The sequence below is a fragment of the Pseudomonas sp. NUPR-001 genome (assembly GCF_052147955.1).
Classification (GTDB): Bacteria; Pseudomonadota; Gammaproteobacteria; order Pseudomonadales; family Pseudomonadaceae; genus Aquipseudomonas.
Window position 1 is genome coordinate 5,669,748 of the sequence record NZ_CP197353.1, and the last position, 26,139, is coordinate 5,695,886.

Consider the following 26,139-nt stretch of genomic DNA (forward strand, 5'->3'; position numbering starts at 1 on the left):
GCGCCTACCAGTGCAAGTCAAACAAAAAGGCCCTGTTCTTGCGAACAGAGCCTTTGAGGTTACCCGGAACAGGTCAGCTATAGACCCGGCCCAGCAACTGGCGATGACTCTCGAACTGATCGAGCACATCACGGGTGATCTGATCTGGGGTAAAGCCCATCAGATCATATTCCTGGCTACCGCTTTGCAGGTAAACCTCGGCACGGTAAAAACGCTGACGCACTTCGCTTTCACCTTCTACCGGTGCTTCACTTGGCGCCGCCAGGTAGCCGTCAAGGCTCACTTCGTAAACGAACGGGTTGCCCTCTTCCATCATGACCCGCAGGCCCATGGTCGAACGCGACTGCCCCACTCGGGTCTCCACCTCGACCCCTAGGTTCTGCAACTGTACGGCCGCTTCCTTGAGCGCCGGGCTTACCTGTTTGTCCATGAAGCGCTGAACCATCGCCTGGGTCGGCTGCAGATCCAGCTGGCTCAAACGCTCGCTGAAACCACGACGACCACGCGCAGCCAGTTCGGCTTGCTCCTGCTCGGTCTGGCTGTCTTGTTTCATGGCCTTGTACAGGCCGAACATGAACAGCACCAGCACCACCGAGAACGGCAGGCCCGCCAGTACCACCATGGTCTGCATCGCGGCGAAGTTACCGGCGAACAGCAAACCAATGGTCACCAGGGTGATCACCACCGACCAGAACACTACCATCCAGTGCGGCGCGTCCTCGTCGACTTGACCGCCTTTGCACGACAGGTTGGCCATCATCACCGCGCCCGAGTCGGCCGGGGTGAGGAACAGCACGAAGCCTACGAACACTGCGACACCAATGACGATCTTGGCCGCTGGGAAGAACTCCAGCAGTTGGTAGATCGACATCGACGGTTGCTCAAGCGCGGTCTTGCCGAGCTCTACGGCGCCATGGTTCATCACCAGGTCCAGCGCGGTGTTGCCGAAGATCGACAGCCAGGCCAGGGTGAAGCCCAGCGGAATCAGCAGCACGCCAGCAACCAGCTCACGCACGGTGCGGCCCTTGGAGATACGGGCGATGAACATGCCGACGAATGGGCCCCAGGAAATCCACCAGGCCCAGTAGAACACGGTCCACAGCCCCAGCCAGCGCTCAGACTTGCCCGCCTCGCTTTCGTAGACGTAGAGATCGAAGGTCTTCAGCACAATGCCGTTGAGGTAGTCACCGACGTTCTGAACGAAACCGTTGAGCAGGTGCAGGGTGTCACCGGCCAGCAGCACAAAGATCAGCAGGCCGCTGAACAGAACGATGTTCAGGTTGGACAGGCGGCGGATGCCGTTCTCCACACCGGACACTGCGGCCACAGTGGCCACTGTCGCCATCACCAGGATCACGATCAGCAGGTTGGTATTGCTGTGATCCATGCCGAACAGGTATTCCAGGCCCGAGGCCACCTGCATCGAACCGATGCCCAGGTTGGTCACCAGGCCCAGCAACGTCACGAACATGCCGAAGATGTCCACCGCATGACCGGCGCCACCTTTGACCCAGCGCTCACCCATCAGCGGGTAAAGCGCCGAACGCAGAGCCAGCGGCTGGTTATGACGGTAGGCGAAGTAGCCCACAGCCAGGCCAACCAGGGCGTAGATCGCCCAGCCATGCAGGCCCCAGTGCAGGAAGGTCAACTGCAAGCCCTGACGCGCAGCCTCAGCAGTGGCCGAGGCGCCTTCTGGCGGGTTGAAGTAGTGATCCAGCGGCTCGGAGGCGCCGAAGTACAGCAGCGAAATACCAATACCCGACGAGAACAGCATGCCGGCCCAAGCGCCGTAGCTGAAGTCTGGCTTGTCGTCCTTGCCACCCAGCTTGAGTTTGCCGAAGTTGGAAAACGCCAGAACGATGACGAACAGCAGGTAACCGCCGATCACCAGCATGTAGTACCAGCCGAAGCTACGTGTCAGCCAGGTCTGGGCGACATTGAGCACTTCGCCGGCTTTTTCAGGAACAGCGATAAGCAAGGCAGTCAGTACAAGGATCAGCAACGCGGAAGTGATGAACACCACGCTATTGACCCGGACCCTCTCGGTGGGGGTCTTGATTAGGGAGGCAGAACTCATTGCACATTTGCTCCGGGCAGTGCGAGAGAAACGAAAACAACCTGGCCCTGAGCAAATGGTGCAATAGCCCCACTGCATCAGGTGTTATAAAAGCACCTTGAAAAAACCGTGATCCCGAATCGATTGCGTTGAGAAAAAACAGACCAAAAGCCCCGCTCCGAGGGTTGCCCTGGCGGTCATGGACCGCTCGGCAGATCTTCTCAACACGCCGTTTACACCCGTCAACACCTTGTATTCCGGGGGTTCCACGTCTTTTTGGGGTGCCAATTTGGGCCATCTGACATCGGAAATTTCCTGTCAATGGCACAGATTGTCGCAGAGCTTATTCTTTGTTGATTGAACGTTCAATCAAAACAAAATAGACTGGCCTTCGCCGAGGCAGCCGCTCGTCGACTGCTCGCAGGCCTGAGGAGATTTGCAAAATGCCCAAGGTCGGTATGCAACCCATTCGTCGCCAGCAGTTGATCGAAGCCACATTGCTGGCCATCGACCAGGTCGGAATGGGTGACGCCAGCATTGCGCTGATCGCCCGTTTGGCCGGTGTGTCGAATGGCATCATCAGTCACTACTTTCAGGACAAGAACGGCCTGATCGCGGCGACCATGCGGTACTTGATGAGCGTGCTGAACGAGAACGTCGCGGCCAACCGCCAGGCGCTCAAGGACAACAGCCCGCGTGCCCACCTGCAGGTGATCATCGAAGGCAACTTCGACGCCAGTCAGGTCAACGGCCCGGCAATGAAAACCTGGTTGGCCTTCTGGGCCTCCAGCATGCACCAGCCGTCTTTGCACAGGTTGCAGCGGATCAACGATCACCGCTTGTATTCCAACCTGTGCTGCCAGTTCCGTCGCGCCCTGCCGTTGCCTCAGGCACGCAGCGCAGCCCGCGGCCTGGCAGCGTTGATCGACGGACTGTGGCTGCGCGGTGCGCTGTCAGGAGACGCCTTCGACACCGACCAGGCGAAGCAAATCGCTTACGAATACATGGATCTACAACTGGCGAAACAGACGAGCCCGGACACACAAACCCAGGCCTCTGAACCACTACGCGCCGCGAATGCCAAACAGGCAGGAGCGCCGCTCGGATAGCCAATAACACTATGCACTTGCGAGGACACTATGGCCCGTTTCGAACTGCAAAAACTCTACATTGATGGTGGTTATGTCGACGCTTCCAGCGACGCTACCTTTGACGCCATCAACCCGGCCAACGGCGAAGTCCTCGCTCAGGTACAACGCGCCACCCAAGCAGACGTCGAGCGTGCCGTAGAAAGCGCCGAACGCGGCCAGAAAGTCTGGGCTGCCATGACCGCCATGCAGCGTTCGCGCATCCTGCGCCGCGCTGTCGACATCCTGCGCGAGCGCAACGATGAGCTGGCTGCCCTGGAGACCCTGGACACCGGTAAGTCCTACTCCGAAACCCGTTACGTCGACATCGTCACCGGTGCTGACGTACTGGAGTACTACGCTGGCCTGGTGCCTGCGATCGAAGGCGAGCAGATCCCGCTGCGCGACAGCTCGTTCGTCTACACCCGCCGCGAGCCACTGGGTGTGACCGTGGGTATCGGTGCCTGGAACTACCCGATCCAGATCGCCCTGTGGAAATCCGCACCTGCCCTGGCGGCCGGTAACGCGATGATCTTCAAGCCAAGCGAAGTCACCTCGCTGACCACCCTGAAACTGGCCGAGATCTACACCGAAGCAGGTCTGCCAGACGGCGTGTTCAACGTCCTGACCGGCAGCGGCCGTGAAGTCGGCACCTGGCTGACCGAGCACCCACGCATCGAGAAAATCTCCTTCACCGGCGGCACCACCACCGGCAAGAAAGTCATGGCCAGCGCCTCGAGCTCGACGCTCAAGGAAGTCACCATGGAACTGGGCGGCAAGTCGCCACTGATCATCTGCGAAGACGCCGACCTCGATCGCGCCGCCGACATCGCCATGATGGCCAACTTCTACAGCTCCGGTCAGGTCTGCACCAACGGCACCCGCGTGTTCGTCCCTGCCTCGATGAAAGCGGCTTTCGAAGCCAAGATCGCTGAGCGCGTTGCCCGCATCCGCGTTGGCAACCCAGAAGACGAGAACACCAACTTCGGCCCGCTGGTCAGCTTCGCCCACATGGAAAGCGTGCTGGGTTACATCGCCAAGGGCAAGGAAGAAGGCGCACGCGTACTGTGCGGCGGCGAGCGTCTGACCGACGGCGAGTTCGCCAAAGGTGCGTTCGTGGCACCAACCGTGTTCACCGACTGCCGTGACGACATGACTATCGTCAAAGAAGAAATCTTCGGCCCAGTGATGAGCATCCTCTCCTACGAGAGCGAAGAAGAAGTCATCCGCCGTGCCAACGATACCGAATACGGCCTGGCCGCTGGTGTTTGCACCAACGACATCAGCCGCGCCCACCGCATCATCCACCAGCTGGAAGCCGGTATCTGCTGGATCAACGCCTGGGGCGAGTCGCCAGCTGAAATGCCGGTTGGCGGCTACAAACAGTCGGGTGTTGGCCGCGAAAACGGCGTGAGCTCGCTGGCTCAGTACACCCGCATCAAGTCGGTACAAGTCGAGCTGGGCAACTACAACTCGGTGTTCTAAGCACCCCTGTAGCCGCGCCTGGGCCCGCAAGGCCCGGGCGCTTCCCGCTTTCCTGTCTACCGCCAAAATGAGGGAACAGAAATGTCCCATGAATTCGATTACATCATCGTCGGTGCCGGCTCGGCCGGTAACACCCTGGCGACCCGCCTGACCGAAGACCCAAACGTTACCGTTCTGCTGCTCGAAGCCGGTGGTCCTGACTACCGCATGGACTTCCGCACCCAGATGCCAGCTGCCCTGGCCTTCCCGTTGCAGGGTCGTCGCTACAACTGGGCCTACGAAACCGATCCAGAGCCACACATGGATGGCCGCCGGATGGAATGCGGTCGCGGCAAGGGCCTGGGTGGCTCGTCGCTGATCAACGGCATGTGCTACATCCGCGGCAACGCCATGGACTTCGACGGCTGGGCACAACTGCCAGGCCTGGAAGACTGGACCTACCTGGATTGCCTGCCGTACTTCCGCAAAGCGGAAACCCGCGACATCGGCGCCAACGACTACCACGGTGGCGAAGGCCCTGTCAGCGTGACCACGCCTAAAGCCGGCAACAACCCGCTGTTCCACGCCATGGTCGAAGCCGGTGTACAAGCGGGCTACCCGCGCACCGAAGACCTCAACGGCTACCAGCAGGAAGGTTTCGGCCCGATGGACCGTACCGTGACGCCTAAAGGCCGTCGCTCCAGCACCGCCCGCGGCTACCTGGACACCGCCAAAAAGCGTTCGACCCTGAACATCGTGACCCACGCCCTGACCGACCGCGTGCTGTTCGAAGGCAAGCGTGCCGTCGGCGTCACCTACCTGGTAGGTTCCAGCGAAGAACGCGTGGAAGCCCGTGCGCGTAAAGAAGTCATCGTCTGCAGCGGCGCCATCGCCTCGCCGCAGTTGCTGCAGCGCTCCGGTGTCGGCCCGGCCGAACTGCTGAAGAGCCTCGACATTCCGGTGGTCCATGACCTGCCGGGCGTCGGCGAAAACCTGCAGGACCACCTCGAACTGTACCTGCAATACGCCTGCACCCAGCCGGTATCGCTGTACCCATCGCTGCTCTGGTACAACCAGCCAGCCATCGGTGCCGAGTGGCTGTTCAACGGCACCGGTATCGGCGCCAGCAACCAGTTCGAAGCCGGTGGTTTCATCCGCACTCGCCCAGAGTTCGAATGGCCGAACATCCAGTACCACTTCCTGCCGGTTGCGATTAACTACAACGGCAGCAACGGTGTACAGGAACACGGCTTCCAGGCGCACATGGGTTCGATGCGTTCGCCAAGCCGCGGTCGTATCCAGGCCAAGTCGAAAGACCCACGCCAGCACCCAAGCATCCTGTTCAACTACATGGCCACCGAGCAAGACTGGCAGGAATTCCGCGACGGCATTCGCCTGACCCGTGAAATCATGGCCCAGCCGGCACTGGATGCCTTCCGTGGTCGCGAGATCAGCCCGGGCGCCGAGGTGCAGACCGACGAAGAGCTGAACACGTTCATCCGCGAGCACGCCGAAACCGCGTTCCACCCGTCCTGCTCGTGCAAGATGGGCACCGACGACATGGCCGTGGTCGATGGCCAGGGTCGCGTGCACGGTATGCAGGGCCTGCGCGTTGTCGATGCGTCGATCATGCCGATCATCATCACCGGCAACCTCAACGCCACCACGATCATGATCGCCGAGAAAATCTCCGACAAGATCCGCGGCCGCCAGCCACTGCCGCGTAGCACTGCCAAGTACTACGTTGCCAATGGCGCACCGGTCAAAGGCAAGGCCATGCGTGAAGTGAAGCAGGCCTGATGCATTTCGCGGGGAGCCCGCTCCCACAATCACTGTAGGAGCGGGCTTTCCCCGCGATAAAAAAAGCACCTCACGGTGCTTTTTTTGTGCCTGCGATTAACCCTTTACAGCCCGCCAACCCCTCAGGTTAGAATCCTTGGCACGCGACCTGCTTATTCACAGCACACCGCCCCCTTCCTGCTTTTCCCCGGAGTACTGCCTTTGGATGCGTCCACCATCAATAGCCTGTTCTTGATCGGCGCATTGCTGGTAGGTGCAAGTATTTTGGTCAGCTCACTGTCATCACGGCTGGGCATCCCGATTCTGGTCATCATCCTCGCCGTTGGCATGCTTGCCGGGGTGGATGGCGGCGGAATCATCTTCAACAATTACCCAACCGCGTACCTGGTGGGCAACCTGGCACTGGCGGTGATCCTCCTCGATGGCGGCTTGCGCACGCGTGTCGCCAGTTTCCGTGTGGCCCTGTGGCCGGCCCTGTCGCTGGCCACCGTTGGTGTGCTGATCACCACCGGACTGACCGGCATGGTCGCCGCCTGGCTGTTCAACCTGAGCCTGATCCAGGGCCTGTTGATCGGTGCGATTGTTGGCTCTACCGACGCCGCTGCAGTGTTCTCGCTACTCGGCGGCAAAGGCCTGAACGAACGGGTCACCGCCACCCTGGAAATCGAGTCAGGTAGCAACGACCCAATGGCGGTGTTTCTCACCGTCACCCTGATCGACATGATCGCCAGCGGCCAGACCGGCCTGCACTGGAGCCTGCTCACCCATCTGCTGCGAGAGTTCGGTATCGGCGGCCTGATGGGCCTGGGCGGTGGCTGGTTGATGCTGCAACTGGTCAATCGCATCAACCTGGCCGGCGGCCTCTACCCGATTCTGGTGATCGCCGGCGGCCTGGTGGTGTTCTCCCTGACCAACGCCCTGCACGGTAGCGGTTTCCTCGCCGTTTATCTGTGCGGCCTGGTGCTGGGTAACCGCCCGATCCGCAGCCGCCACGGCATTTTGCACATGCTCGATGGTATGGCCTGGCTGGCACAGATCGGCATGTTCCTGGTGCTGGGTCTGCTGGTGACACCACACGACTTGCTGCCCATTGCCCTGCCCGCCCTGGGCCTGGCGCTGTGGATGATCATCTTCGCCCGCCCCCTGTCGGTGGTGGCCAGCCTGCTGCCGTTCAAGGCCTTCCATGGCCGCGAAAAGGCCTTTATCTCCTGGGTTGGCCTGCGCGGCGCGGTACCGATCATTCTCGCCGTGTTCCCGTTGATGGCCGGGCTGCCTGATGCGCAGCTGTTCTTCAACCTGGCGTTCTTTATCGTGCTGGTGTCGCTGTTGGTGCAGGGGACCAGCCTGCCGTGGATGGCCAAGCTGCTGAAAGTGACGGTACCGCCAGACCCGGCGCCAATCTCCCGCTCTGCCCTGGAAGTGCACATCACCAGCGAGTGGGAGCTGTTCGTTTACCGTCTTGGTGCGGAAAAATGGTGCATCGGTGCCGCCCTGCGCGAGCTGAAAATGCCCGAAGGCACCCGTATCGCTGCCCTGTTTCGTGGCCAGCAACTGCTCCATCCGTCGGGAAGTACCACCCTGGAAGTCGATGATTTGCTCTGTGTAATCGGCCATGAACACAATTTGCCGGCCCTCGGGAAGCTGTTCAGCCAGGCCCCGCAACGCGGTCTCGATTTGCGCTTCTTTGGTGACTTTGTGCTCGAAGGTGACGCAGAACTGGGGGCTGTAGCGGCGCTGTACGGTTTGCAACTCGACGGCCAGGACCCTCATACACCGCTCAGCCGCTTCATCGCCCACAAGGTTGGCGGGGCGCCGGTGGTCGGTGACCAGATCGAATGGAACAACACACTATGGACGGTGGCGGTGATGGAAGGGAACAAGATCCTCAAAGTAGGCGTCAAATTCCCCGAAGGTACTCGACCCGGCCCTGGGCTGTTCCTTTAAACTCAAAACTTCGCCTTTGGCTGTAAGAACTTTCTGCCTATGTCCCCGCGCATTTTATTAAGCGCAGCCTTGCTCGGGCTGTGCCTGTCACTCTCCTTCGCTTGGGCGGCAGAGCCGCCTACCCGTGCCTCGGTCCAACACAGCCTCGACAAGATTGCCGAACGCAAGCTGCCCGAAGCGGAGCAGAAGGCGCTACAGCAAGTGCTGGAAAAAACCCTGGGCTTCATCGCTACCCAGGAAGACAGCGAGAAAAAACTCGTCGCGCTCAAGCAACAGCTGAGCGATGCGCCGCGCAAAACCACCGAGAGCCAACGCGAACTGGCCAAGCTCACTGAGAGCAAAGTGGTCCCCGTGGCCCAGCGCTATGCCGCGCTGAGCGTACCGCAGCTTGAACAGCTGCTGGCCGAGCGCACCACCGAGCAAGGTGAACTGCAAAAGGCCTTGTCTGAAGCCAACAGCCTGACCATCACCTCGCAGACCCGCCCGGAGCGCGCGCAGGCTGAAATCAGCGCCAACCAGACCCGCGCCCAGCAGATCAACAGCAGCCTGAAACTTGGCAAAGATGGCGGCAAACCGCTCACCACCGATGTGCGCAACCAGCTCAATGCCGAACTGGCGGCGATCAATGCGGTAACCCTGCTGCGCCGTCAGGAACTGGCCGGCAACAGCCTGCTGCAAGACCTGGGCAACGCCCAGCACGACCTGCTGATCGAGCGGGCAACCCGCCTGGAACAAGAAATCCAGGACATGCAGACGCTGATCAACCAGAAGCGTCTGGCGCAGTCACAGCAAACCGTTACCGAACAGTCCCTGGAAGCGCAGAAGGCCGGTGGCAGCACCTTGCTGGCCACCGAAAGTGCCGCCAACCTCAAACTGTCCGATTACCTGCTGCGCAGCACCGACCGTCTCAACGAACTGACCCAACAGAACCTCAAGACCAAGCAGCAACTGGACAGCCTGACCCAGGCCGACCAGGCCCTGGATGAGCAGATCAGCGTGCTCAAGGGCAGCCTGCTGCTGTCGAAGATCCTCTACAAACAGAAACAGGCACTGCCGCACCTGAAGGTCGACCGCAACCTGGCCGACCAGATCGCCGATATTCGCCTGTACCAGTTCGAGATCAACCAGCAGCGCGAAACCATCACCAGCCCCAGCAGCTACGTCGACAAGCTGCTCGCCAACCAACCGCAGGAAGATGTCACTCCGCAGCTGCGCAAGGCCTTGCTGGAAGTGGCGATTACCCGCAGCGACCTGCTCGAACGCCTGAACCGCGAACTGAGCGCGCTACTCAACGAATCCATCACCCTGCAGTTGAACCAGAAGCAGTTGCTCAGCACCTCGCAGAGCTTGCGTAACACCCTTGATGAGCAAATGTTCTGGATCCCGAGCAACAAGCCGCTGGATCTGGAATGGCTGGGCACCGTCCCTGAACGCCTGCACAAACAACTGATCAGCTTGCCCTGGGGTTCGGGGATCAAGGAACTGGGCGATGGCCTGGTTCAGCGCCCCCTGCTGTTCCTGCCGCTGTTGCTGCTGATCGGTGCCCTGTTGTGGCGGCGCAAGTACCTGTATGCCCGTCTGAGCAAGGTCCATCAGGATGTCGGACACTTCAAACGTGACAGCCAGTGGCACACGCCCCAGGCCATCCTGATCAACATCCTCCTGGCCCTGCCGGTGAGCCTGGGCCTGGCGCTGTGCGGCTTCGCCCTGCAGATCGACGCCCGCGGACAAAACGCCAACCTCGGCGCCGCCTTGTGGCAGGTCGCCCAGGCCTGGCTGGTGTTCTACACCGCTTATCGCGTGCTGGCCCCCGGCGGCGTGGCGGAACTGCATTTCCGCTGGGACAAGCCGCAAGTCGAGTTCCTGCGTCGCTGGGTCCGTCGCCTGGGCGCGGTGGTGCTGGCGTTGGTCGGTGTAGTGGCAGTGGCAGAACATCAGCCTTCGGCGCTGGCCGACGATGTGCTCGGCATTGGCGTGGTGCTGACCTGCTACGCCATGATGACCTGGCTACTCAGCCGCCTGCTGCTCAGCAGCCCGGCGCACCGCAATACCTCAGTGTTCCGGAAAGCGGTGGGCGTGGCCTTCACCGCCCTGCCGATCGCGCTGTTCATCGCCGTGTGCTTTGGCTACTACTACACCGCGCTGAAACTCACCGACCGCCTGATCGACACCCTGTACCTGCTGATGTTCTGGCTGGTGGTCGAGGCGGCCTTCGTTCGCGGCCTGGCCGTCGCCGCCCGGCGCCTGGCCTACCAGCGGGCACTGAGCAAACGTCAGGCCACCACCAAGGAAGGCCTGGATGGCGAAGTCATCGTCGAGGAGCCAACCCTCGACATCGAGCAGGTCAACCAGCAGTCCTTGCGCCTGATTCGCCTGGCGCTGCTCGGCGGCTTCATCGGGGCGTTGTACTGGGTCTGGTCCGACCTGATCAGTGTGGTGGCCTACCTCGACAACATCACCCTGTACGAGTACACCAGCGGCACAGGCGCCAGCATGAGCATGGTGCCGATCAGCCTCAGCGACATGCTCGGTGCCCTGGTGATCATCGGCATTACCTTTGCCCTGGCGCGCAACCTGCCGGGCTTGCTCGAAGTACTGGTGCTGTCACGCCTGAACCTGGCCCAGGGCAGCGCCTATGCCACCACCACACTGCTGTCGTACGTGATTGCCGGGGTCGGCTTCGTCTCCACCCTGTCGGCCCTCGGTGTGAGCTGGGACAAACTGCAATGGCTGGTGGCGGCACTGTCGGTAGGCCTGGGCTTCGGCATGCAGGAGATCTTCGCTAACTTCATCTCCGGCATCATGATCCTGTTCGAGCGTCCGGTGCGTATCGGCGACACCATCACCATCGGCAACCTGTCCGGTACGGTGAGCAAGATCCGTATCCGTGCGACCACCATTACTGACTTCGACCGCAAGGACATCATTGTTCCGAACAAGACGTTCATCACCGGGCAACTGATCAACTGGTCGCTGACCGACACCATCACCCGCGTCACCCTCAAGCTGGGTGTCGACTATGGCTCGGACCTCGACCTGGTGCGCACCCTGCTGCTCAAGGCGGCCAACGACAACCCGCGGGTGCTCAAGGAGCCGGAACCGATTGTCTACTTCCTGAACTTCGGCGAAAGCACCCTGGACCACGAACTGCGCATGCACGTACGCGACCTCGGCGACCGCAACCCGGTACTGGACGAGATCAACCGCTTCATCAACAAGGAATTCAAGAAGCAGCAGATCAACATCTCGTTCCGGCAGATGGAGATCTACCTGAAGAACATGCAGGGTCAGGAATACAAAATGGTGCCGATCGAGACCATGGACCGCACCGTGAGCGTCAACAAGCCGCTGGGCGATGGTGAGCAACCGAGCGCAACACCCGGCAAACCCGCCTGACTGGACGTAGACGGCCATACCCTTGCAGAATGATCGGATATTCTGCTGGAGATGGCCGTTGAAAGCCCTCGACGAACTAACCTTCGACAACCGTTTTGCCCGCCTGGGCGACGCGTTCTCAACCTCGGTGCTTCCCGAGCCCATTGCCGAGCCTCGCCTGGTGGTAGCCAGCGAGGCCGCCATGGCCCTGCTTGACCTGGAGCCAACCGAAGCACACTCCCCCGTATTCGCCGAACTGTTTGGCGGGCACAAGCTGTGGAGCGAAGCCGAACCCCGCGCGATGGTCTATTCCGGGCATCAGTTCGGCGGCTACAGCCCGCGCCTGGGCGATGGTCGCGGCCTGCTGCTGGGCGAGGTGTACAACGATGCCGGCGAGCACTGGGACCTGCACCTCAAAGGCGCCGGGCAAACCCCTTACTCGCGCATGGGCGACGGTCGTGCGGTGCTGCGCTCCTCGATCCGTGAGTTCCTTGCCAGCGAAGCCCTGCATGCCCTGGGCATCCCCAGCAGTCGCGCCTTGTGCGTGATCGGGTCGAGCACACCGGTGTGGCGCGAAACCCAAGAGCGCGCAGCCATGCTCCTGCGCCTGGCCCCCAGCCATGTACGCTTCGGCCACTTCGAGTATTTCTATTACACCCGCCAGCCCGAGCAACAGCGCATCCTCGCCGAGCATGTACTGAGTCAGCATTTCCCTGAATGCCAGACCGAGCCCGAGCCTTACCTGGCGATGTTTCGCACCATTGTCGAGCGCAACGCCGAGCTGATTGCCTTGTGGCAGGCCTATGGCTTCTGCCACGGCGTGATGAACACCGACAACATGTCGATTCTGGGCATCACCTTCGACTTCGGCCCCTTCGCCTTCCTCGACGATTTCGACGCCAACTTCATCTGCAACCACTCAGATGATCAGGGCCGCTACAGCTACAGCAATCAGGTGCCCGTCGCCCACTGGAACCTCAGTGCCCTGGCCCAGGCGCTGACACCGTTCATCAGTGTCGAAGCACTGCAACAAACCCTGGCCCTGTTCCTGCCGCTGTACGAGGCCCATTACCTCGACCTGATGCGCCGTCGCCTGGGCCTGCTGCAGGCTGAAGAAGATGACAAAGCGCTGATCGAACGCCTGCTGCAACTGATGCAGCCGGGCGCGGTGGACTACACCCTGTTCTTCCGCAAACTGGGTGATCAGCCGGCCGAGGCGGCGCTGCGTGTGGTGCGTGACGACTTCGTCGACCTGGCCGGTTTTGATGCCTGGAGCAGCGACTACCTCGCGCGCCTGGCCCGTGAGCCCGGCAACAGCGAAGGCCGCCGCGAGCGTATGCATGCGGTCAATCCGCTGTACATCCTGCGCAACTACCTGGCCCAGCGCGCCATCGAGGCGGCTGAAGGTGGAGACTACGAAGAAGTGCGGCGCCTTCATCAGGTGCTGCGCAAGCCGTTCGAAGAACAGCCCGGCATGCAGGCCTATGCCGAACGGCCGCCGGAGTGGGGCAAGCATCTGGAAATCAGCTGCTCATCCTAGACAACACCCTGTAGGAGCGGGCTTGCCCCGGGTACAAACCGGGGACATCCTTTACATTTCAAACCGGGGACATGGTTTACAGGCTAATACGCATGGTCAGGAGGTATCTGATCATGCCCTGGAACCAAGAGTCCCCTATGAACCAACGCATCCGATTGATTGGCGACTGGCTCTCCGGTGATTTCACCAAGAGCCAGCTTGCCTGGCGTTTCAAGGTCAGCCGTCCAACCGTAGACAAGTGGATCGCCCGCTATTGCGCAGACGGTGCCGCCGGGCTGGTCGACGCCTCCCGCAAGCCGCACCACAGCCCCCAAAAGGTCAATGATGAAGTCCTGTCTCGCCTCCTTGCGATGAAAGAGGCGCATGCCCGTTGGGGGCCGAAAAAGCTCATCGAGCTGCTGCGTCTGGAGGATCCATCCACCTGCTGGCCTGCGCCCAGCACCGCTGGCCAATGGTTGGATCGCTATGGGTTAGTCAAAAAGCGCCGCCCTAAGCGCCACTACGGCAAAAGTGCCCAGCAAATGCGTGAGGCCAATGAGCCCAATCAGACCTGGTGCGCGGATTACAAAGGTCAGTTCAAGATGCTGGACGGCCAGTGGTGCTTCCCGTTTACGGTCACCGACCATGCCTCACGAATGATCTTGGCGTGTCGGGCCCACGCCAAGGTCAACAGCTTGCCGGTTCGGCAGACATTTGAGCGGCTCTTCGAAAAACATGGCATGCCTGAGGTAATCCGCACCGACAATGGCATCCCGTTCGCATCACCAGGGCTTGCGCGAATGTCCACCTTGGCTGCGTGGTGGATACGTTTAGGTATTTATCCCGAGCGAACCGGGCTGGGGCGCCCCGATCAAAATGGCCGTCACGAACGCATGCACCGCAGCCTGAAGGCCGAGCTTCCACTGGGGCAAAATTTCCTCGAGCAGCAGCTTCTGCTGGAGCACTTTCGCAACGAGTTCAACCATGTGCGCCCTCACGAAGCGCTGGAGATGAAGCGTCCAGGCGAGCTGTATGTGCCGTCCAACCGCCCTTATCCCGGTTGTGTACCTGATGTGGAATACCCGGCAGAGATGCTGGTACGAAGCGTCAGGCAGAACGGTTCGATCAAGTGGAAAGGCAAGTTGTTGTTCGTCAGTGAAGCCCTTGCCGGTGAGCGGATCGGGCTTAAAGAAGTCGAAGATGACACCTGGGAGTTGTACTTATGTGACTATCCCTTGGGAAGGCTGAGACGCGGTGAAAACCGCGTCCAGGCCTAGAATGTGTAAACCATGTCTCCGGTTTACTGTGTAAAGGATGTCTCCGGTTGTACACCCGCGATAGCGGTCTATCAGATACAACGCATCGCGGGGCAAGCCCGCTCCCACAGGCAGGCAGACCAACTTTTGGAGTATCAATGACGGATTCACTGGTGATCCCTTGCCCCCACTGCAACGGCCTGAACCGTATCCCGGCTGAGCGTCTTGGCGACGCCCCCAAATGCGGCCGCTGCAAAAAACCGGTGCTGCTGGCCAAGCCGTTCGACCTCAAGCAAGGCGACTACGCCAGCCAGATCAAGGGCGATCTGCCGTTGCTGATCGATGTCTGGGCTGATTGGTGCGGACCGTGCAAACAGTTCGCGCCGATCTTCGAGCAAGCCGCGATCCAGCTCAGCGGGCGCTGCCGCCTGGCCAAGCTGGACAGCGAAAGTAATCAGCAACTGGCGGGGCAACTGGGGATTCGTTCGATTCCCAGCCTGATTCTGTTCAAGAACGGCCGGGAAGTCGCCCGCCAGAGCGGCGCATTCCCACTCCAGCAACTCCTGGAGTGGCTGCGCAGCCAGGGGATTTAAGCGTTTTCTTCGAGCAAGGCGTGCAGCTCGACAAACTGTTGCGTCAGCTTGTGGCGAGGTTCCAGGTGAATCAGCGGCAAGCTGGCCTGGTGCGATTCACGCATTTTCACCGAGCTGTTGAGGTACACCGGTAGCACCGGCAAACCTTCGGCGAGCAATTCGTCGAGCATCTGCTGAGGCAGGCTGGCGCGCGCCTGGAACTGGTTAACGACGATCCCCTCGACTTGCAGGTCTTCGTTGTGATCTTCCTTGAGGTCTTCGATCTCGGCCAGCAAGCCATACAGCGCCTGGCGCGAAAAGCTGTCGCAGTCGAACGGAATCAACACGCGATCCGCCGCGATCAGCGCGGAAACCGCATAAAAATTCAGCGCTGGCGGCGTATCCAGATAGATCCGCTCATAGTCCTCATCCAGCTCGTCGAGCAATTTACGCAGCTTGTTGATCTTGTGTTTGGCCTCAAGCTTGGGCTGCAAATCAGCCAGCTCGGCGGTGGCGGTCACCACATGCAGGTTGTCGAAAGGGGTTTCGTAGATATCTACCTTGTTCTTCTTGGCAAACGGCCCGGACGACAGGGTCTGCTTGAAGAAGTCGGCAATACCCATGGGAATGTCATCGCCGGTCAGCCCGGTGAGGTACTGGGTCGAGTTGGCCTGGGCATCCAGGTCGATCAGCAAGGTTCGATAGCCTTCATTGGCACTCACCGCTGCCAGGTTGCAGGCGATACTCGATTTACCCACACCACCTTTCTGATTGAACACCACGCGCCGCATGGAAAGACCTCCGTGTATCAGGGAATGACCGAGTATGTCGGCGCCGCGCCGGATTAGCCAGCACCATCCAGCACTCCAGCGCCACGCGCGTGCTGGGCACACAGCAACGCGGCAAACGCATCGGCCATCGGCGACGACGACTCACGCCGCTGCACCAGCCACACCGCGGTGTCTGCACCGTCATCGAGCAACGTGCGGTACACCACCCCGTCAATGCGCATGCGTTGAAACGAAGCGGGCAACACCGACACCCCCAGGCCCGCCGACACCAGGCCGATGATGGTCATCGCCTCGCTGGCCTCCTGGGCGAAGTGGGGGCTGAAGCCCGCTTGTCGGGCCAGGCTCAACAGTTGTGCGTACAAGCCACTGCCATAGCTGCGCGGGAAGAACACAAACGGCTCGTTCGCCAGTGCCGCCATGTGCACGCCCTGTTCGCTGCCCTCGGCCAGCGGATGAGCGGCGTTGATCACCGCGACCAGCGGCTCGCGGAACAACTCGGTGGCAACCAGGCTGTCCGGTAGGGCCAAGGGGCGCATCAAGCCGACTTCGATGCTTTCGTCGAGCAGCGCATCGGCCACCGCCTGGCTGCTCATCTCCTTGAGGTTCAGGTGCACAGCGGCAAAGCGTTGGCGAAACGCGTAAATGGCTTTGGGGATCGAAGAATTGAACGGCGCCGATGAGGTGAAACCGATCTTCATCTCACCCAGCTCACCCAATTGCGCACGGCGAGCGACGTCAGCCGCTTTATCGACCTGGGCCAACACCAGGCGCGCCTCTTCAAGAAACAGGCGCCCCGCTTCACTGAGTTCAACGCGACGATTGGTACGCTCGAACAACCGCGCCCCAAGCTCCTGCTCCAGCGCCTGAATCTGCTGGCTCAAGGGTGGCTGGGAGATCCCCAGGTTTTGCGCGGCCCGGCCAAAATGCAGCTCTTCGGCAACGGCGATGAAGTAGCGCAGGTGACGCAATTCCATACGGCCTCCAATAGGTCGTAAAAGCTCTTAAACAGGTCGAACAATATATTGGAAATGATCATTAGCCAGCTATATGCTTTTTTCACTGCCTGACAGGCCGTAGCGCCCATGAGGTCCCCCGTGAAAACTGCTGTTGCTCCACACGCCCACGATATCCCCGCAGCCCCCCTCGACGAAGTCGTCGCCACCCTGAACGAACGCTGGATCGAAAAAGGCACGCCAGCCTTTATGCGCACGGTATTGGCGCTGTTCTGCGGTGGATTCGCCACCTTCGCGCTGCTGTATTGCGTGCAACCGATGATGCCGCTGCTGTCCCAGGAGTTTTCCATCAGCGCCGCGCAAAGCAGCCTGATCCTTTCGGTGTCGACCGGTATGCTGGCTGTCGGCCTGCTGATTACCGGTCCGATTTCAGACCGCATCGGGCGCAAGCCGGTGATGGTGTTTGCCCTGTTCTGCGCCGCCCTGTGCACCATCGTCAGCGCGCTGATGCCCAGCTGGCACGGCGTGCTACTGACCCGCGCGCTGCTCGGCCTGTCGCTGAGCGGCCTGGCAGCGGTGGCCATGACCTACCTGAGCGAAGAGATCCACCCTCAGCACATTGGCCTGGCCATGGGCTTGTACATCGGTGGCAACGCCATTGGCGGCATGAGCGGGCGCCTGATTACAGGGGTACTGATTGATTTCGTCAGCTGGCACACCGCCCTGCTGGTGATCGGCAGCCTGGCCCTGATCGCGGCCGTGGTGTTCTGGAAAGTCCTCCCTGAGTCGCGCAACTTCCGCCCCCGCTCACTGCACCCGCGCAGCCTGCTGGAGGGCTTTACCCTGCACTTTCGCGATGCCGGGCTGCCGTGGCTGTTCCTCGAAGCGTTCTTGCTGATGGGCGCCTTTGTCACCCTGTTCAACTACATCGGCTACCGCCTGCTGGCCGAGCCTTACCATATGAGTCAGGCGCTGGTTGGCTTGCTCTCGGTGGTGTACCTGTCGGGTATCTACAGCTCGGCGCAGATCGGTGCGCTGGCCGACAAGCTGGGCCGACGCAAAGTGTTCTGGGGCACCATTGTGCTGATGTTCAGCGGCCTGCTGATGACCCTGTTCAGCCCGTTGCTGCTGGTGATTGTCGGCATGCTGGTGTTCACCTTTGGCTTCTTTGGTGCGCATTCGGTGGCCAGCAGCTGGATTGGGCGGCGCGCGACCAAAGCCAAGGGCCAGGCCTCGTCACTGTACTTGTTCAGTTACTACGCAGGGTCGAGTGTGGCCGGTACGGCCGGAGGGGTGTTCTGGCATCACGCCGGGTGGAACGGTATCGGGCTGTTCATTGGCAGCTTGCTGGTGGTGGCGCTGCTGGTGGCATTGCACTTGAGCCGGTTGCCAGCCAAGGCCTGAATGCTTCTGTAGGAGCGGGCTTGCCCCGCGATAGCGGTTTTATCTGACACACCGCATCGCGGGGCAAGCCCGCTCCTACAAGCCCCGCGATGCCTTTGATCAGTTGATCACTTCAACCAGGTCAACATCCACCTCACGGCTCATCAAGTGCTTCTCGACTTCACCGGTCAGCTTGACCTTGGTCTTGTCGTTGAACGGCACCGGCGGCATGTCTTCTTTGTCGATCTCGACGGTGATGGTGCCGGTGTTGTCCTTGAATTCGAACTTGTCGTCGTTGTTCAGCTTCTTGACCACAAAGCCCTGCAATACAACCGGGGTATCGTCTGCAGCGTCGTTGGCGGCAGCAACGGTGGTCACTGGCTGTGCGCCCGGGCCGGTGTAACCCGTGGCCAGGGCAGCGGTGCTGAACAGTGGGGCAAGCAGCAGAGCGAGGTAACGTTTTTTCATGGTGAAGATCCTGTCTGGGTTTCGATGAACAAAGATTACCCAAACAGGCTGAATTCAAACTTAATGTGGGAGCGGGCTTGCCCCGCGATACGATGTGACTGACACAACGCAATCGCGGGGCAAGCCCGCTCCTACCAGTTATTGGTGGTATTGCGCCGAGAGTTCGTGCACGGCGTTGATGAACGCGCCAGCGTGCTCCGGATCAACTTCTGGGGTAATGCCGTGGCCCAGGTTGAACACATGGCCGCTGCCATGCCCGTAGCTGGCCAGGATGCGCCCGACTTCAGCGCGGATCGCTTCTGGCTTGGCGTAGAGCACGGTTGGGTCCATGTTGCCCTGCAGCGCGACCTTATTGCCGACACGCTGACGCGCTTCGCCAATGTCGCAGGTCCAGTCCAGGCCCAAGGCATCAGCGCCAGCGTCGGCGATGCTTTCCAGCCACAGGCCGCCGTTCTTGGTGAACAGGATCACCGGCACTTTGCGCCCTTCGTGCTCGCGGATCAGGCCGCTGACAATCTTGCGCATGTAGGCCAGCGAGAACTCCTGGTAGGCCGCCGCCGAGAGGTTGCCGCCCCAGGTGTCGAAGATCTGTACCGCTTGCGCACCGGCAAGAATCTGCCCGTTGAGGTAGCTGATGACCGACTGCGCCAGCTTGTCCAGCAGCAGGTGCATGGCTTGCGGGTTGTCGTAGAGCATGGCCTTGGTTTTGCGGAAGTCTTTCGACGAACCGCCTTCGACCATGTAAGTGGCCAGGGTCCAGGGGCTGCCGGAGAAGCCGATCAGCGGCACGCGGCCGTTGAGCTCGCGGCGGATGGTGCTGACGGCATCCATCACATAGCCGAGGTCTTTCTGCGGATCAGGAATCGGCAGGGCTTCGATATCAGCCAGGGTGCTGATGACTTTCTTGAAACGCGGGCCTTCGCCGGTCTCGAAGTACAGGCCCTGGCCCATGGCGTCGGGAATGGTGAGGATGTCCGAGAACAGGATCGCAGCGTCCAGCGGGTAGCGGTCCAGCGGCTGCAAGGTCACCTCGCAGGCAAACTGCGGGTTCATGCACAGGCTCATGAAGTCACCGGCCTTGGCGCGGCTGGCGCGGTATTCCGGCAGGTAGCGGCCGGCCTGGCGCATCATCCACACGGGGGTGACGTCTACGGGTTGCTTGAGCAGGGCGCGCAGAAAACGATCGTTCTTCAAGGCAGTCATGTCGGCATCCGGAAAAAAAGTGCGGGCATTTTCTCAGACACCAACGGAAAAGGCACGGTCAGTACCGTGCCTTTTGTCTATCGGGTTGTGACAGATCAATAGATTTGTTGAATTCATCGCAGGACAAGCCCGCTCCTACCGGGTTCGGTGGGAGCGGGCTTGCCCCGCGATTCAGACTTGCAGGTAATCCAGAATCCCCTCAGCCGCATTGCGCCCTTCGAAGATCGCCGTCACCACCAGGTCCGAACCGCGGACCATATCGCCACCGGCGAAGATCTTCGGGTTGCTGGTCTGATGCTTGTAGGTGTTCTTCTCTGGAGCCACCACACGGCCCTGGCTGTCGGTCTGGATGCTGAACTGCTCGAACCACGGCGCCGGGCTCGGACGGAAACCGAAGGCGATGACCACGGCATCCGCCGGGATGATCTCTTCGGAGCCCGGGATCGGCTCGGGGCTGCGACGGCCACGGGCATCCGGCTCGCCAAGACGGGTCTCGACCACCTTCACGCCTTCTACCTTGTCTTCACCGACAATCGCGATTGGCTGGCGGTTGTAGAGGAATTTCACCCCCTCTTCCTTGGCGTTCTTCACCTCTTTGCGCGAGCCAGGCATGTTCGCTTCGTCACGACGATAGGCGCAGGTCACCGCTTTGGCGCCCTGACGGATCGAAGTGCGGTTGCAGTCCATCGCCGTGTCGCCGCCACCGAGCACCACAACCTTTTTGCCCTTCATGTCGACGAAATCTTCCGGCGACTTTTCAAAGCCCAGGTTGCGGTTGACGTTGGCCACCAGGAAATCCAGGGCATCGTGCACGCCCGGCAGGTCTTCACCCGGGAAGCCGCCCTTCATGTAGGTGTAGGTACCCATGCCCATGAACACTGCATCGTACTCTTCGAGCAGTTGTTCCATGCTGATGTCCTTGCCCACCTCGGTGTTCAGGCGGAACTCGATGCCCATGCCGGTGAAGACTTCGCGGCGATTGCTCAGCACGGTCTTTTCCAGCTTGAACTCCGGGATGCCGAAGGTCAGCAGACCACCGATTTCCGGGTTGCGGTCGAACACCACCGGGGTCACACCGCCACGCACCAGTACGTCGGCGCAGCCCAGGCCAGCAGGGCCGGCACCGATGATGGCGACACGCTTGCCGGTCGGCTTGACCTTGGACATGTCCGGACGCCAGCCCATGGCAAACGCGGTATCGGTGATGTACTTCTCCACCGAACCGATGGTGACGGCGCCAAAACCGTCGTTGAGGGTGCAAGCACCCTCGCACAGACGATCTTGCGGGCAGACCCGGCCGCACACTTCCGGCAGGGTGTTGGTTTGGTGCGAAAGCTCCGCAGCGGCGAGGATGTTGCCTTCGGAAACCAGCTTCAACCAGTTAGGGATGAAGTTGTGTACCGGGCACTTCCACTCGCAGTACGGGTTACCACAACCCAGGCAGCGATGGGCCTGCTCGGCCGATTGCTGGGGTTTGAAAGGCTCGTAGATTTCCACGAACTCTTTCTTGCGTTGACGCAACAGTTTCTTCTTCGGATCTTTGCGCCCGACCTCGATGAACTGGAAGTCATTACTCAGACGTTCAGCCATGTTCTAAACCTCATAACAGCAGCTGCTAGCTACAAGCCGCAAGCTGCAAGACGATCACTTAAGCCGGGCAAGCTTCGAACTGCTCTGACTTGCAGCTTGAAGCTTGCCACTTGCAGCTGTTGATTACTGCGGGTTGGCACGGGTGCTGGACAGCAGGTTCTTCAGGTTCGCGGCTTTCGGCTTGACCAGCCAGAAGCGACGCACGTAGTCGTCCAGGTTTTCCCAGAGCTCACGCCCCCATTCGCTACCGGTTTCTTCGACGTATTCAGCCAGCACGCGCGACAGGTGGCTACGGTAAGCCTCCATCGCTTCGCCACTGATACGCTGGATTTCCACCAGTTCATGGTTGAGCTTGTCGACGAAGCTGTTGTCCATGTCCAGCACGTAGGCGAAACCGCCGGTCATGCCAGAGCCGAAGTTATAACCGGTCTTGCCCAGGACGCAGACAAAACCACCGGTCATGTATTCACAGCAGTGATCGCCAGTACCCTCGACAACCGCGTGGGCACCAGAGTTACGCACAGCAAAACGCTCGCCTGCGGTGCCTGCGGCAAACAGCTTGCCGCCAGTGGCGCCGTACAGGCAGGTGTTACCAACAATGGCGCTGTGCTGAGTAGCGAACGGGCTGCCCGCAGGCGGCACGATAACCAGCTTGCCACCGGTCATGCCTTTACCGACGTAGTCGTTGGCATCACCTTCGAGGTACAGGTTCAGACCACCGGCGTTCCACACGCCGAAGCTCTGGCCCGCAGTGCCTTTGAAGCGGAACGTGATCGGCGCCTTGGCCATGCCCTGGTTGCCGTGCAGACGCGCGATCTCACCGGAAATCCGCGCGCCGATGGAACGGTCGCAGTTGCAGATGTTGAGCTCGAACTCGCCGCCGCTGAGGTCGCGAATGGCAGGCAGCGCCATATCGACCATTTTCTCGGCCAGCACACCCTTGTCGAACGGCGGGTTGCGGTCAACTTCGCAGAACTGCGGCTTGTCGGCCGGTACATGCGGGCTGCCGAGCAACGGGCTGAGGTCCAGGTGTTTCTGCTTCTCGGTTTCGCCGGGGAGCATTTCCAGCAGGTCGGTACGCCCGATCAGTTCGCCAAGGCTACGCACACCCAGTTTGGCCAGCCACTCACGGGTTTCTTCAGCCACGTAGGTGAAGAAGTTCACCACCATGTCGACGGTGCCGATGTAGTGGTCTTTGCGCAGCTTGTCGTTCTGCGTCGCCACGCCAGTCGCGCAGTTGTTCAGGTGGCAGATACGCAGGTATTTGCAACCCAGGGCGATCATTGGCGCGGTACCGAAGCCGAAGCTCTCGGCGCCAAGAATCGCCGCCTTGATCACATCCAGACCAGTTTTCAGGCCGCCGTCAGTCTGTACCCGCACCTTGCCGCGCAGGTCGTTGCCACGCAGGGTCTGGTGGGTTTCCGCCAGGCCCAACTCCCACGGCGCACCGGCGTACTTGATCGAGGTCAGCGGCGAAGCGCCGGTGCCGCCGTCGTAGCCGGAGATGGTGATCAGGTCGGCGTAGGCCTTGGCCACACCGGCAGCGATCGTACCGACGCCCGCTTCTGCCACCAGCTTGACCGAGACCAGCGCCTGCGGGTTGACCTGCTTGAGGTCGAAAATCAGCTGCGACAAGTCTTCGATCGAGTAGATGTCGTGGTGCGGCGGTGGCGAGATCAGGGTCACGCCAGGCACTGCATAACGCAGGCGGGCAATCAGGCCGTTGACCTTGCCGCCGGGCAGTTGACCGCCCTCACCCGGTTTGGCGCCTTGAGCGACCTTGATCTGCAACACTTCGGCGTTGACCAGGTACTCAGGGGTGACACCGAAACGACCGGTGGCCACTTGCTTGATTTTCGAGCTTTTGATGGTGCCGTAGCGGGCCGGGTCTTCGCCGCCCTCACCGGAGTTGGAGCGCGCGCCCAGACGGTTCATCGCTTCGGCCAGCGCTTCATGGGCCTCTGGCGACAGTGCACCGAGGGAGATACCGGCAGAGTCGAAGCGCTTGAGGATGGCTTCCAGCGGCTCGACCTCTTCCAGGGCCAGCGGCTGCTCGGCCGTCTTGACCTTGAGCAGGTCACGGATCATCGACACCGGACGCTGATCGACCAGTGCGGTGTATTCCTTGAACTTGCTGTAGTCGCCCTGCTGCACGGCAGCTTGCAGCGTATTGACCACATCCGGGTTGTAGGCGTGGTATTCGCCACCGTGGACGAACTTCAGCAAACCGCCCTGCTGGATCGGCTTGCGCGGGCTCCAGGCTTCGGCGGCAAGCAGCTTCTGCTCGTTCTCGATATCGACGAAACGCGCACCCTTGAGGCGGCTGGCAACGCCTTTGAAGCTCAGGCCGACCACCTCTTCAGACAAACCGACCGCTTCGAACAGCTGCGCACCGCGGTACGAACCGATGGTGGAGATGCCCATCTTCGACAGAATCTTCAGCAGGCCTTTGGAAATGCCCTTGCGGTAGTACTTGAAGACTTCGTCCAGATCGCCCAGCACTTCGCCGGTACGGATCAGGTCGGCCAGCACTTCGTAGGCCAGATACGGGTAAACCGCCGAGGCACCAAAACCGATCAGCACCGCAAAGTGATGCGGATCGCGGGCGGTAGCGGTTTCTACCAGGATGTTGCTGTCGCAACGCAAGCCCAGTTCGGTCAGGCGGTGGTGCACGGCACCCACGGCCAGCGACGCATGCACCGGCAGTTTGCCCGGCGCGATGTGGCGGTCGCTCAGCACCAGTTGGGTCTTGCCGCTGCGCACGGCTTCTTCAGCCTGGTCGGCGATGTTGCGCACCGCGGCTTCCAGGCCTACAGCCTCTTCATAGTTGAGGTCGATCAGCTGACGCTCGAAGCCTGGGCGGTCGAGGTTCATCAGCGAGCGCCACTTGGCCGGCGAGATCACAGGCGAGCTGAGGATCACCCGCGAGGCGTGCTCAGGGGATTCCTGGAAGATATTGCGCTCGGCACCCAGGCAGATCTCCAGCGACATGACAATGGCTTCACGCAGCGGGTCGATCGGTGGGTTGGTGACCTGGGCGAACTGCTGGCGGAAGTAGTCATAGGTCGAACGCACGCGCTGCGACAGGATCGCCATTGGCGTGTCGTCGCCCATCGAACCCACTGCTTCCTGGCCCTGTTCACCCAGCGGGCGCAGCACCTGGTCACGCTCTTCGAAGGTGACCTGGAACATCTTCATGTATTGCTTGAGCTGGTCAGCATCGTAGCTGGCCACACCCTGGTCGTCGCTGAGGTCAGCCTGAATGCGCAGGGCATTCTGACGCAACCAGCGCTTGTACGGGTGACGCGACTTCAAACGGTTGTCGATGGCGTCGGTGTCGAGGATCTGACCGGTTTCGGTGTCCACGGCGAAGATCTGACCCGGCCCTACACGGCCCTTGGCGATCACGTCTTCCGGGGTGTAGTCCCACACGCCGATTTCCGACGCCAGGGTGATGTAGCCGTTCTTGGTGGTCACCCAGCGCGCTGGGCGCAGGCCGTTGCGGTCAAGCAGGCAGACCGCATGGCGGCCTTCGGTCAGCACCACACCCGCCGGGCCGTCCCACGCTTCCATGTGCATGGAGTTGTATTCGTAGAACGCGCGCAGGTCGGCGTCCATGGTTTCGACGTTTTGCCACGCTGGCGGAATGAGCATACGCACGCCGCGGAACAGGTCGATGCCACCCGTGACCATCAGCTCCAGCATGTTGTCCATGCTCGAGGAGTCGGAGCCGACACGGTTGACCAGCGGACCGAGCTCTTCAAGGTCGGGGATCAAGTCGTTGGCGAACTTGGTGCGCCGCGCCTGGGCCCAGTTGCGGTTACCGGTGATGGTGTTGATCTCGCCGTTGTGGGCGAGGAAGCGGAATGGCTGCGCCAGCGGCCATTTCGGCAAGGTGTTGGTGGAGAAGCGCTGGTGGAAGACGCAAATGGCCGTCTGCAGGCGCTCGTCACCCAGGTCTGGATAGAAGGCGGCGAGGTCCGCCGGCATCATCAGGCCTTTATAGATAATGGTCTTGTGCGAAAAGCTGCAGATGTAGTGGTCGGTGTCATGGGCGTTGGCCACAGACGAGCGACGACGGGCACTGAACAGCTTGATGGCGAATTCCTGATCGCTCAGGCCTTCACCGCCGACGAACACCTGCTCGATCTGCGGCAGGCGCTCCAGGGCCAGGCGGCCGAGGACGCTGGTGTCGATCGGTACCTTGCGCCAGCCCACCAATTGCAGGCCGGCCGCGAGGATCTCGCGATTCATGTTTTCGCGCGCAGCTTCGGCTTTGCTGTTGTCCTGATTGAAGAACACCATGCCAACCGCGTACTGCTTGGGCAGCTCAACGCCGAATTGCTCCTGGGCTACCGCGCGCAGGAACTGATCGGGTTTTTGCATCAGCAGGCCACAACCGTCGCCGGTTTTGCCGTCAGCGTTGATGCCACCGCGGTGGGTCATGCAGGTCAGCGCCTGCATAGCTGTTTGCAGAAGGTGGTGGCTGGGTTCACCCGTCATATGGGCGATCAGGCCGAAACCACAGTTATCCTTGAATTCTTCGGGATGGTACAGACCTGTTTTCATAGACACTTTCTCACCAGGTTCGCCTCTCACCAAGGCAAATCTCTTTTTAGTACAACCACTTACCATCCA

At 60.8% G+C, this 26,139-nt stretch carries 16 protein-coding genes; 9 read left to right on the plus strand and 7 right to left on the minus strand.

Translation table 11 applies throughout. The annotated features are described in order from the left end of the window. Positions 1 to 73: 73 nt before the first annotated feature. Positions 74 to 2,077, minus strand: a complete 2,004-nt coding sequence (locus ACP6KB_RS26050; RefSeq protein WP_442110480.1) for a BCCT family transporter — start codon at positions 2,075 to 2,077, stop codon at positions 74 to 76. A gap of 422 nt (positions 2,078 to 2,499) precedes the next feature. Between ACP6KB_RS26050 and betI the strand changes: the two genes are divergently transcribed. From betI to trxC, 8 genes are all read left to right on the plus strand, one after another. Next, positions 2,500 to 3,165, plus strand: coding sequence for a transcriptional regulator BetI (gene betI, locus ACP6KB_RS26055; protein WP_442110482.1), 666 nt, complete (start codon positions 2,500 to 2,502; stop codon positions 3,163 to 3,165). A 30-nt stretch (positions 3,166 to 3,195) separates the two neighbouring features. Then, positions 3,196 to 4,668 (plus strand): betaine-aldehyde dehydrogenase, encoded by a 1,473-nt coding sequence (gene betB, locus ACP6KB_RS26060; protein ID WP_442110484.1) that lies wholly within the window; start codon positions 3,196 to 3,198, stop codon positions 4,666 to 4,668. A gap of 81 nt (positions 4,669 to 4,749) precedes the next feature. Then, complete coding sequence (gene betA, locus ACP6KB_RS26065) at positions 4,750 to 6,447, plus strand: choline dehydrogenase (RefSeq protein ID WP_442110486.1); 1,698 nt, start codon at positions 4,750 to 4,752, stop codon at positions 6,445 to 6,447. Between the two features lie 201 nt (positions 6,448 to 6,648). Continuing rightward, positions 6,649 to 8,391, plus strand: a complete 1,743-nt coding sequence (locus ACP6KB_RS26070; RefSeq protein WP_442110488.1) for a potassium/proton antiporter — start codon at positions 6,649 to 6,651, stop codon at positions 8,389 to 8,391. Between the two features lie 39 nt (positions 8,392 to 8,430). Further along, entirely contained in the window at positions 8,431 to 11,787 is a 3,357-nt protein-coding gene (gene mscK / locus ACP6KB_RS26075) for a mechanosensitive channel MscK (protein WP_442110490.1), read from the plus strand. Between the two features lie 58 nt (positions 11,788 to 11,845). Next, complete coding sequence (gene selO, locus ACP6KB_RS26080; RefSeq protein WP_442110492.1) at positions 11,846 to 13,306, plus strand: protein adenylyltransferase SelO; 1,461 nt, start codon at positions 11,846 to 11,848, stop codon at positions 13,304 to 13,306. A gap of 113 nt (positions 13,307 to 13,419) precedes the next feature. Next, the gene (locus ACP6KB_RS26085; protein ID WP_442110494.1) at positions 13,420 to 14,562 is read left to right on the plus strand and encodes a helix-turn-helix domain-containing protein; all 1,143 of its coding nucleotides are present in this window, start codon (positions 13,420 to 13,422) and stop codon (positions 14,560 to 14,562) included. Between the two features lie 137 nt (positions 14,563 to 14,699). Then, positions 14,700 to 15,134 carry a thioredoxin TrxC gene (gene trxC, locus ACP6KB_RS26090; RefSeq protein WP_442110496.1) on the plus strand — a complete coding sequence of 145 codons (435 nt, stop codon included), beginning with the start codon at positions 14,700 to 14,702 and terminating at the stop codon, positions 15,132 to 15,134. On the opposite strand, the gene ACP6KB_RS26095 is transcribed toward trxC, so the two are convergent. Together ACP6KB_RS26095 and ACP6KB_RS26100 are read right to left on the minus strand one after the other, a co-directional pair. Next, a complete protein-coding gene (locus ACP6KB_RS26095) occupies positions 15,131 to 15,904 on the minus strand; it encodes a ParA family protein (protein ID WP_442110498.1) in 774 nt (257 codons plus the stop codon). The two genes, trxC and ACP6KB_RS26095, sit on opposite strands and share 4 nt — an antisense overlap. A gap of 53 nt (positions 15,905 to 15,957) precedes the next feature. Further along, positions 15,958 to 16,878 (minus strand): LysR substrate-binding domain-containing protein, encoded by a 921-nt coding sequence (locus ACP6KB_RS26100; RefSeq protein ID WP_442110500.1) that lies wholly within the window; start codon positions 16,876 to 16,878, stop codon positions 15,958 to 15,960. Positions 16,879 to 16,986: 108 nt separating this feature from the next. Between ACP6KB_RS26100 and ACP6KB_RS26105 the strand changes: the two genes are divergently transcribed. After that, entirely contained in the window at positions 16,987 to 18,261 is a 1,275-nt protein-coding gene (locus ACP6KB_RS26105; RefSeq protein WP_442110502.1) for an MFS transporter, read from the plus strand. A 99-nt stretch (positions 18,262 to 18,360) separates the two neighbouring features. Here the strand turns inward: ACP6KB_RS26105 and ACP6KB_RS26110 are convergent, their stop codons facing one another. The 4 genes from ACP6KB_RS26110 to gltB all read right to left on the minus strand — a co-directional run bounded on the left by ACP6KB_RS26110 (position 18,361) and on the right by gltB (position 26,070). After that, positions 18,361 to 18,708: a YgiW/YdeI family stress tolerance OB fold protein gene (locus tag ACP6KB_RS26110; protein WP_442110504.1), complete on the minus strand. Its 348-nt coding sequence runs from the start codon at positions 18,706 to 18,708 to the stop codon at positions 18,361 to 18,363. 138 nt (positions 18,709 to 18,846) lie between these two features. Then, positions 18,847 to 19,911: a uroporphyrinogen decarboxylase gene (gene hemE, locus ACP6KB_RS26115; protein ID WP_133211193.1), complete on the minus strand. Its 1,065-nt coding sequence runs from the start codon at positions 19,909 to 19,911 to the stop codon at positions 18,847 to 18,849. 171 nt (positions 19,912 to 20,082) lie between these two features. Further along, the gene (locus ACP6KB_RS26120; protein ID WP_442110506.1) at positions 20,083 to 21,501 is read right to left on the minus strand and encodes an FAD-dependent oxidoreductase; all 1,419 of its coding nucleotides are present in this window, start codon (positions 21,499 to 21,501) and stop codon (positions 20,083 to 20,085) included. A 123-nt stretch (positions 21,502 to 21,624) separates the two neighbouring features. Continuing rightward, the gene (gltB, locus tag ACP6KB_RS26125; RefSeq protein WP_442110508.1) at positions 21,625 to 26,070 is read right to left on the minus strand and encodes a glutamate synthase large subunit; all 4,446 of its coding nucleotides are present in this window, start codon (positions 26,068 to 26,070) and stop codon (positions 21,625 to 21,627) included. Between the last annotated feature and the right edge of the window lie 69 nt (positions 26,071 to 26,139).

What these genes read in the sequence shown, in the direction of transcription:
- ACP6KB_RS26050 (WP_442110480.1), bottom strand. Translation starts at nt 2,077, where the DNA reads ATGAGTTCTGCCTCCCTAATCAAGACCCCCACCGAGAGGGTCCGGGTC.
- betI (WP_442110482.1), top strand. Translation starts at nt 2,500, where the DNA reads ATGCCCAAGGTCGGTATGCAACCCATTCGTCGCCAGCAGTTGATCGAA.
- betB (WP_442110484.1), top strand. Translation starts at nt 3,196, where the DNA reads ATGGCCCGTTTCGAACTGCAAAAACTCTACATTGATGGTGGTTATGTC.
- betA (WP_442110486.1), top strand. Translation starts at nt 4,750, where the DNA reads ATGTCCCATGAATTCGATTACATCATCGTCGGTGCCGGCTCGGCCGGT.
- mscK (WP_442110490.1), top strand. Translation starts at nt 8,431, where the DNA reads ATGTCCCCGCGCATTTTATTAAGCGCAGCCTTGCTCGGGCTGTGCCTG.
- ACP6KB_RS26085 (WP_442110494.1), top strand. Translation starts at nt 13,420, where the DNA reads ATGCCCTGGAACCAAGAGTCCCCTATGAACCAACGCATCCGATTGATT.
- trxC (WP_442110496.1), top strand. Translation starts at nt 14,700, where the DNA reads ATGACGGATTCACTGGTGATCCCTTGCCCCCACTGCAACGGCCTGAAC.
- ACP6KB_RS26095 (WP_442110498.1), bottom strand. Translation starts at nt 15,904, where the DNA reads ATGCGGCGCGTGGTGTTCAATCAGAAAGGTGGTGTGGGTAAATCGAGT.
- ACP6KB_RS26100 (WP_442110500.1), bottom strand. Translation starts at nt 16,878, where the DNA reads ATGGAATTGCGTCACCTGCGCTACTTCATCGCCGTTGCCGAAGAGCTG.
- ACP6KB_RS26105 (WP_442110502.1), top strand. Translation starts at nt 16,987, where the DNA reads ATGAGGTCCCCCGTGAAAACTGCTGTTGCTCCACACGCCCACGATATC.
- ACP6KB_RS26110 (WP_442110504.1), bottom strand. Translation starts at nt 18,708, where the DNA reads ATGAAAAAACGTTACCTCGCTCTGCTGCTTGCCCCACTGTTCAGCACC.
- hemE (WP_133211193.1), bottom strand. Translation starts at nt 19,911, where the DNA reads ATGACTGCCTTGAAGAACGATCGTTTTCTGCGCGCCCTGCTCAAGCAA.
- ACP6KB_RS26120 (WP_442110506.1), bottom strand. Translation starts at nt 21,501, where the DNA reads ATGGCTGAACGTCTGAGTAATGACTTCCAGTTCATCGAGGTCGGGCGC.
- gltB (WP_442110508.1), bottom strand. Translation starts at nt 26,070, where the DNA reads ATGAAAACAGGTCTGTACCATCCCGAAGAATTCAAGGATAACTGTGGT.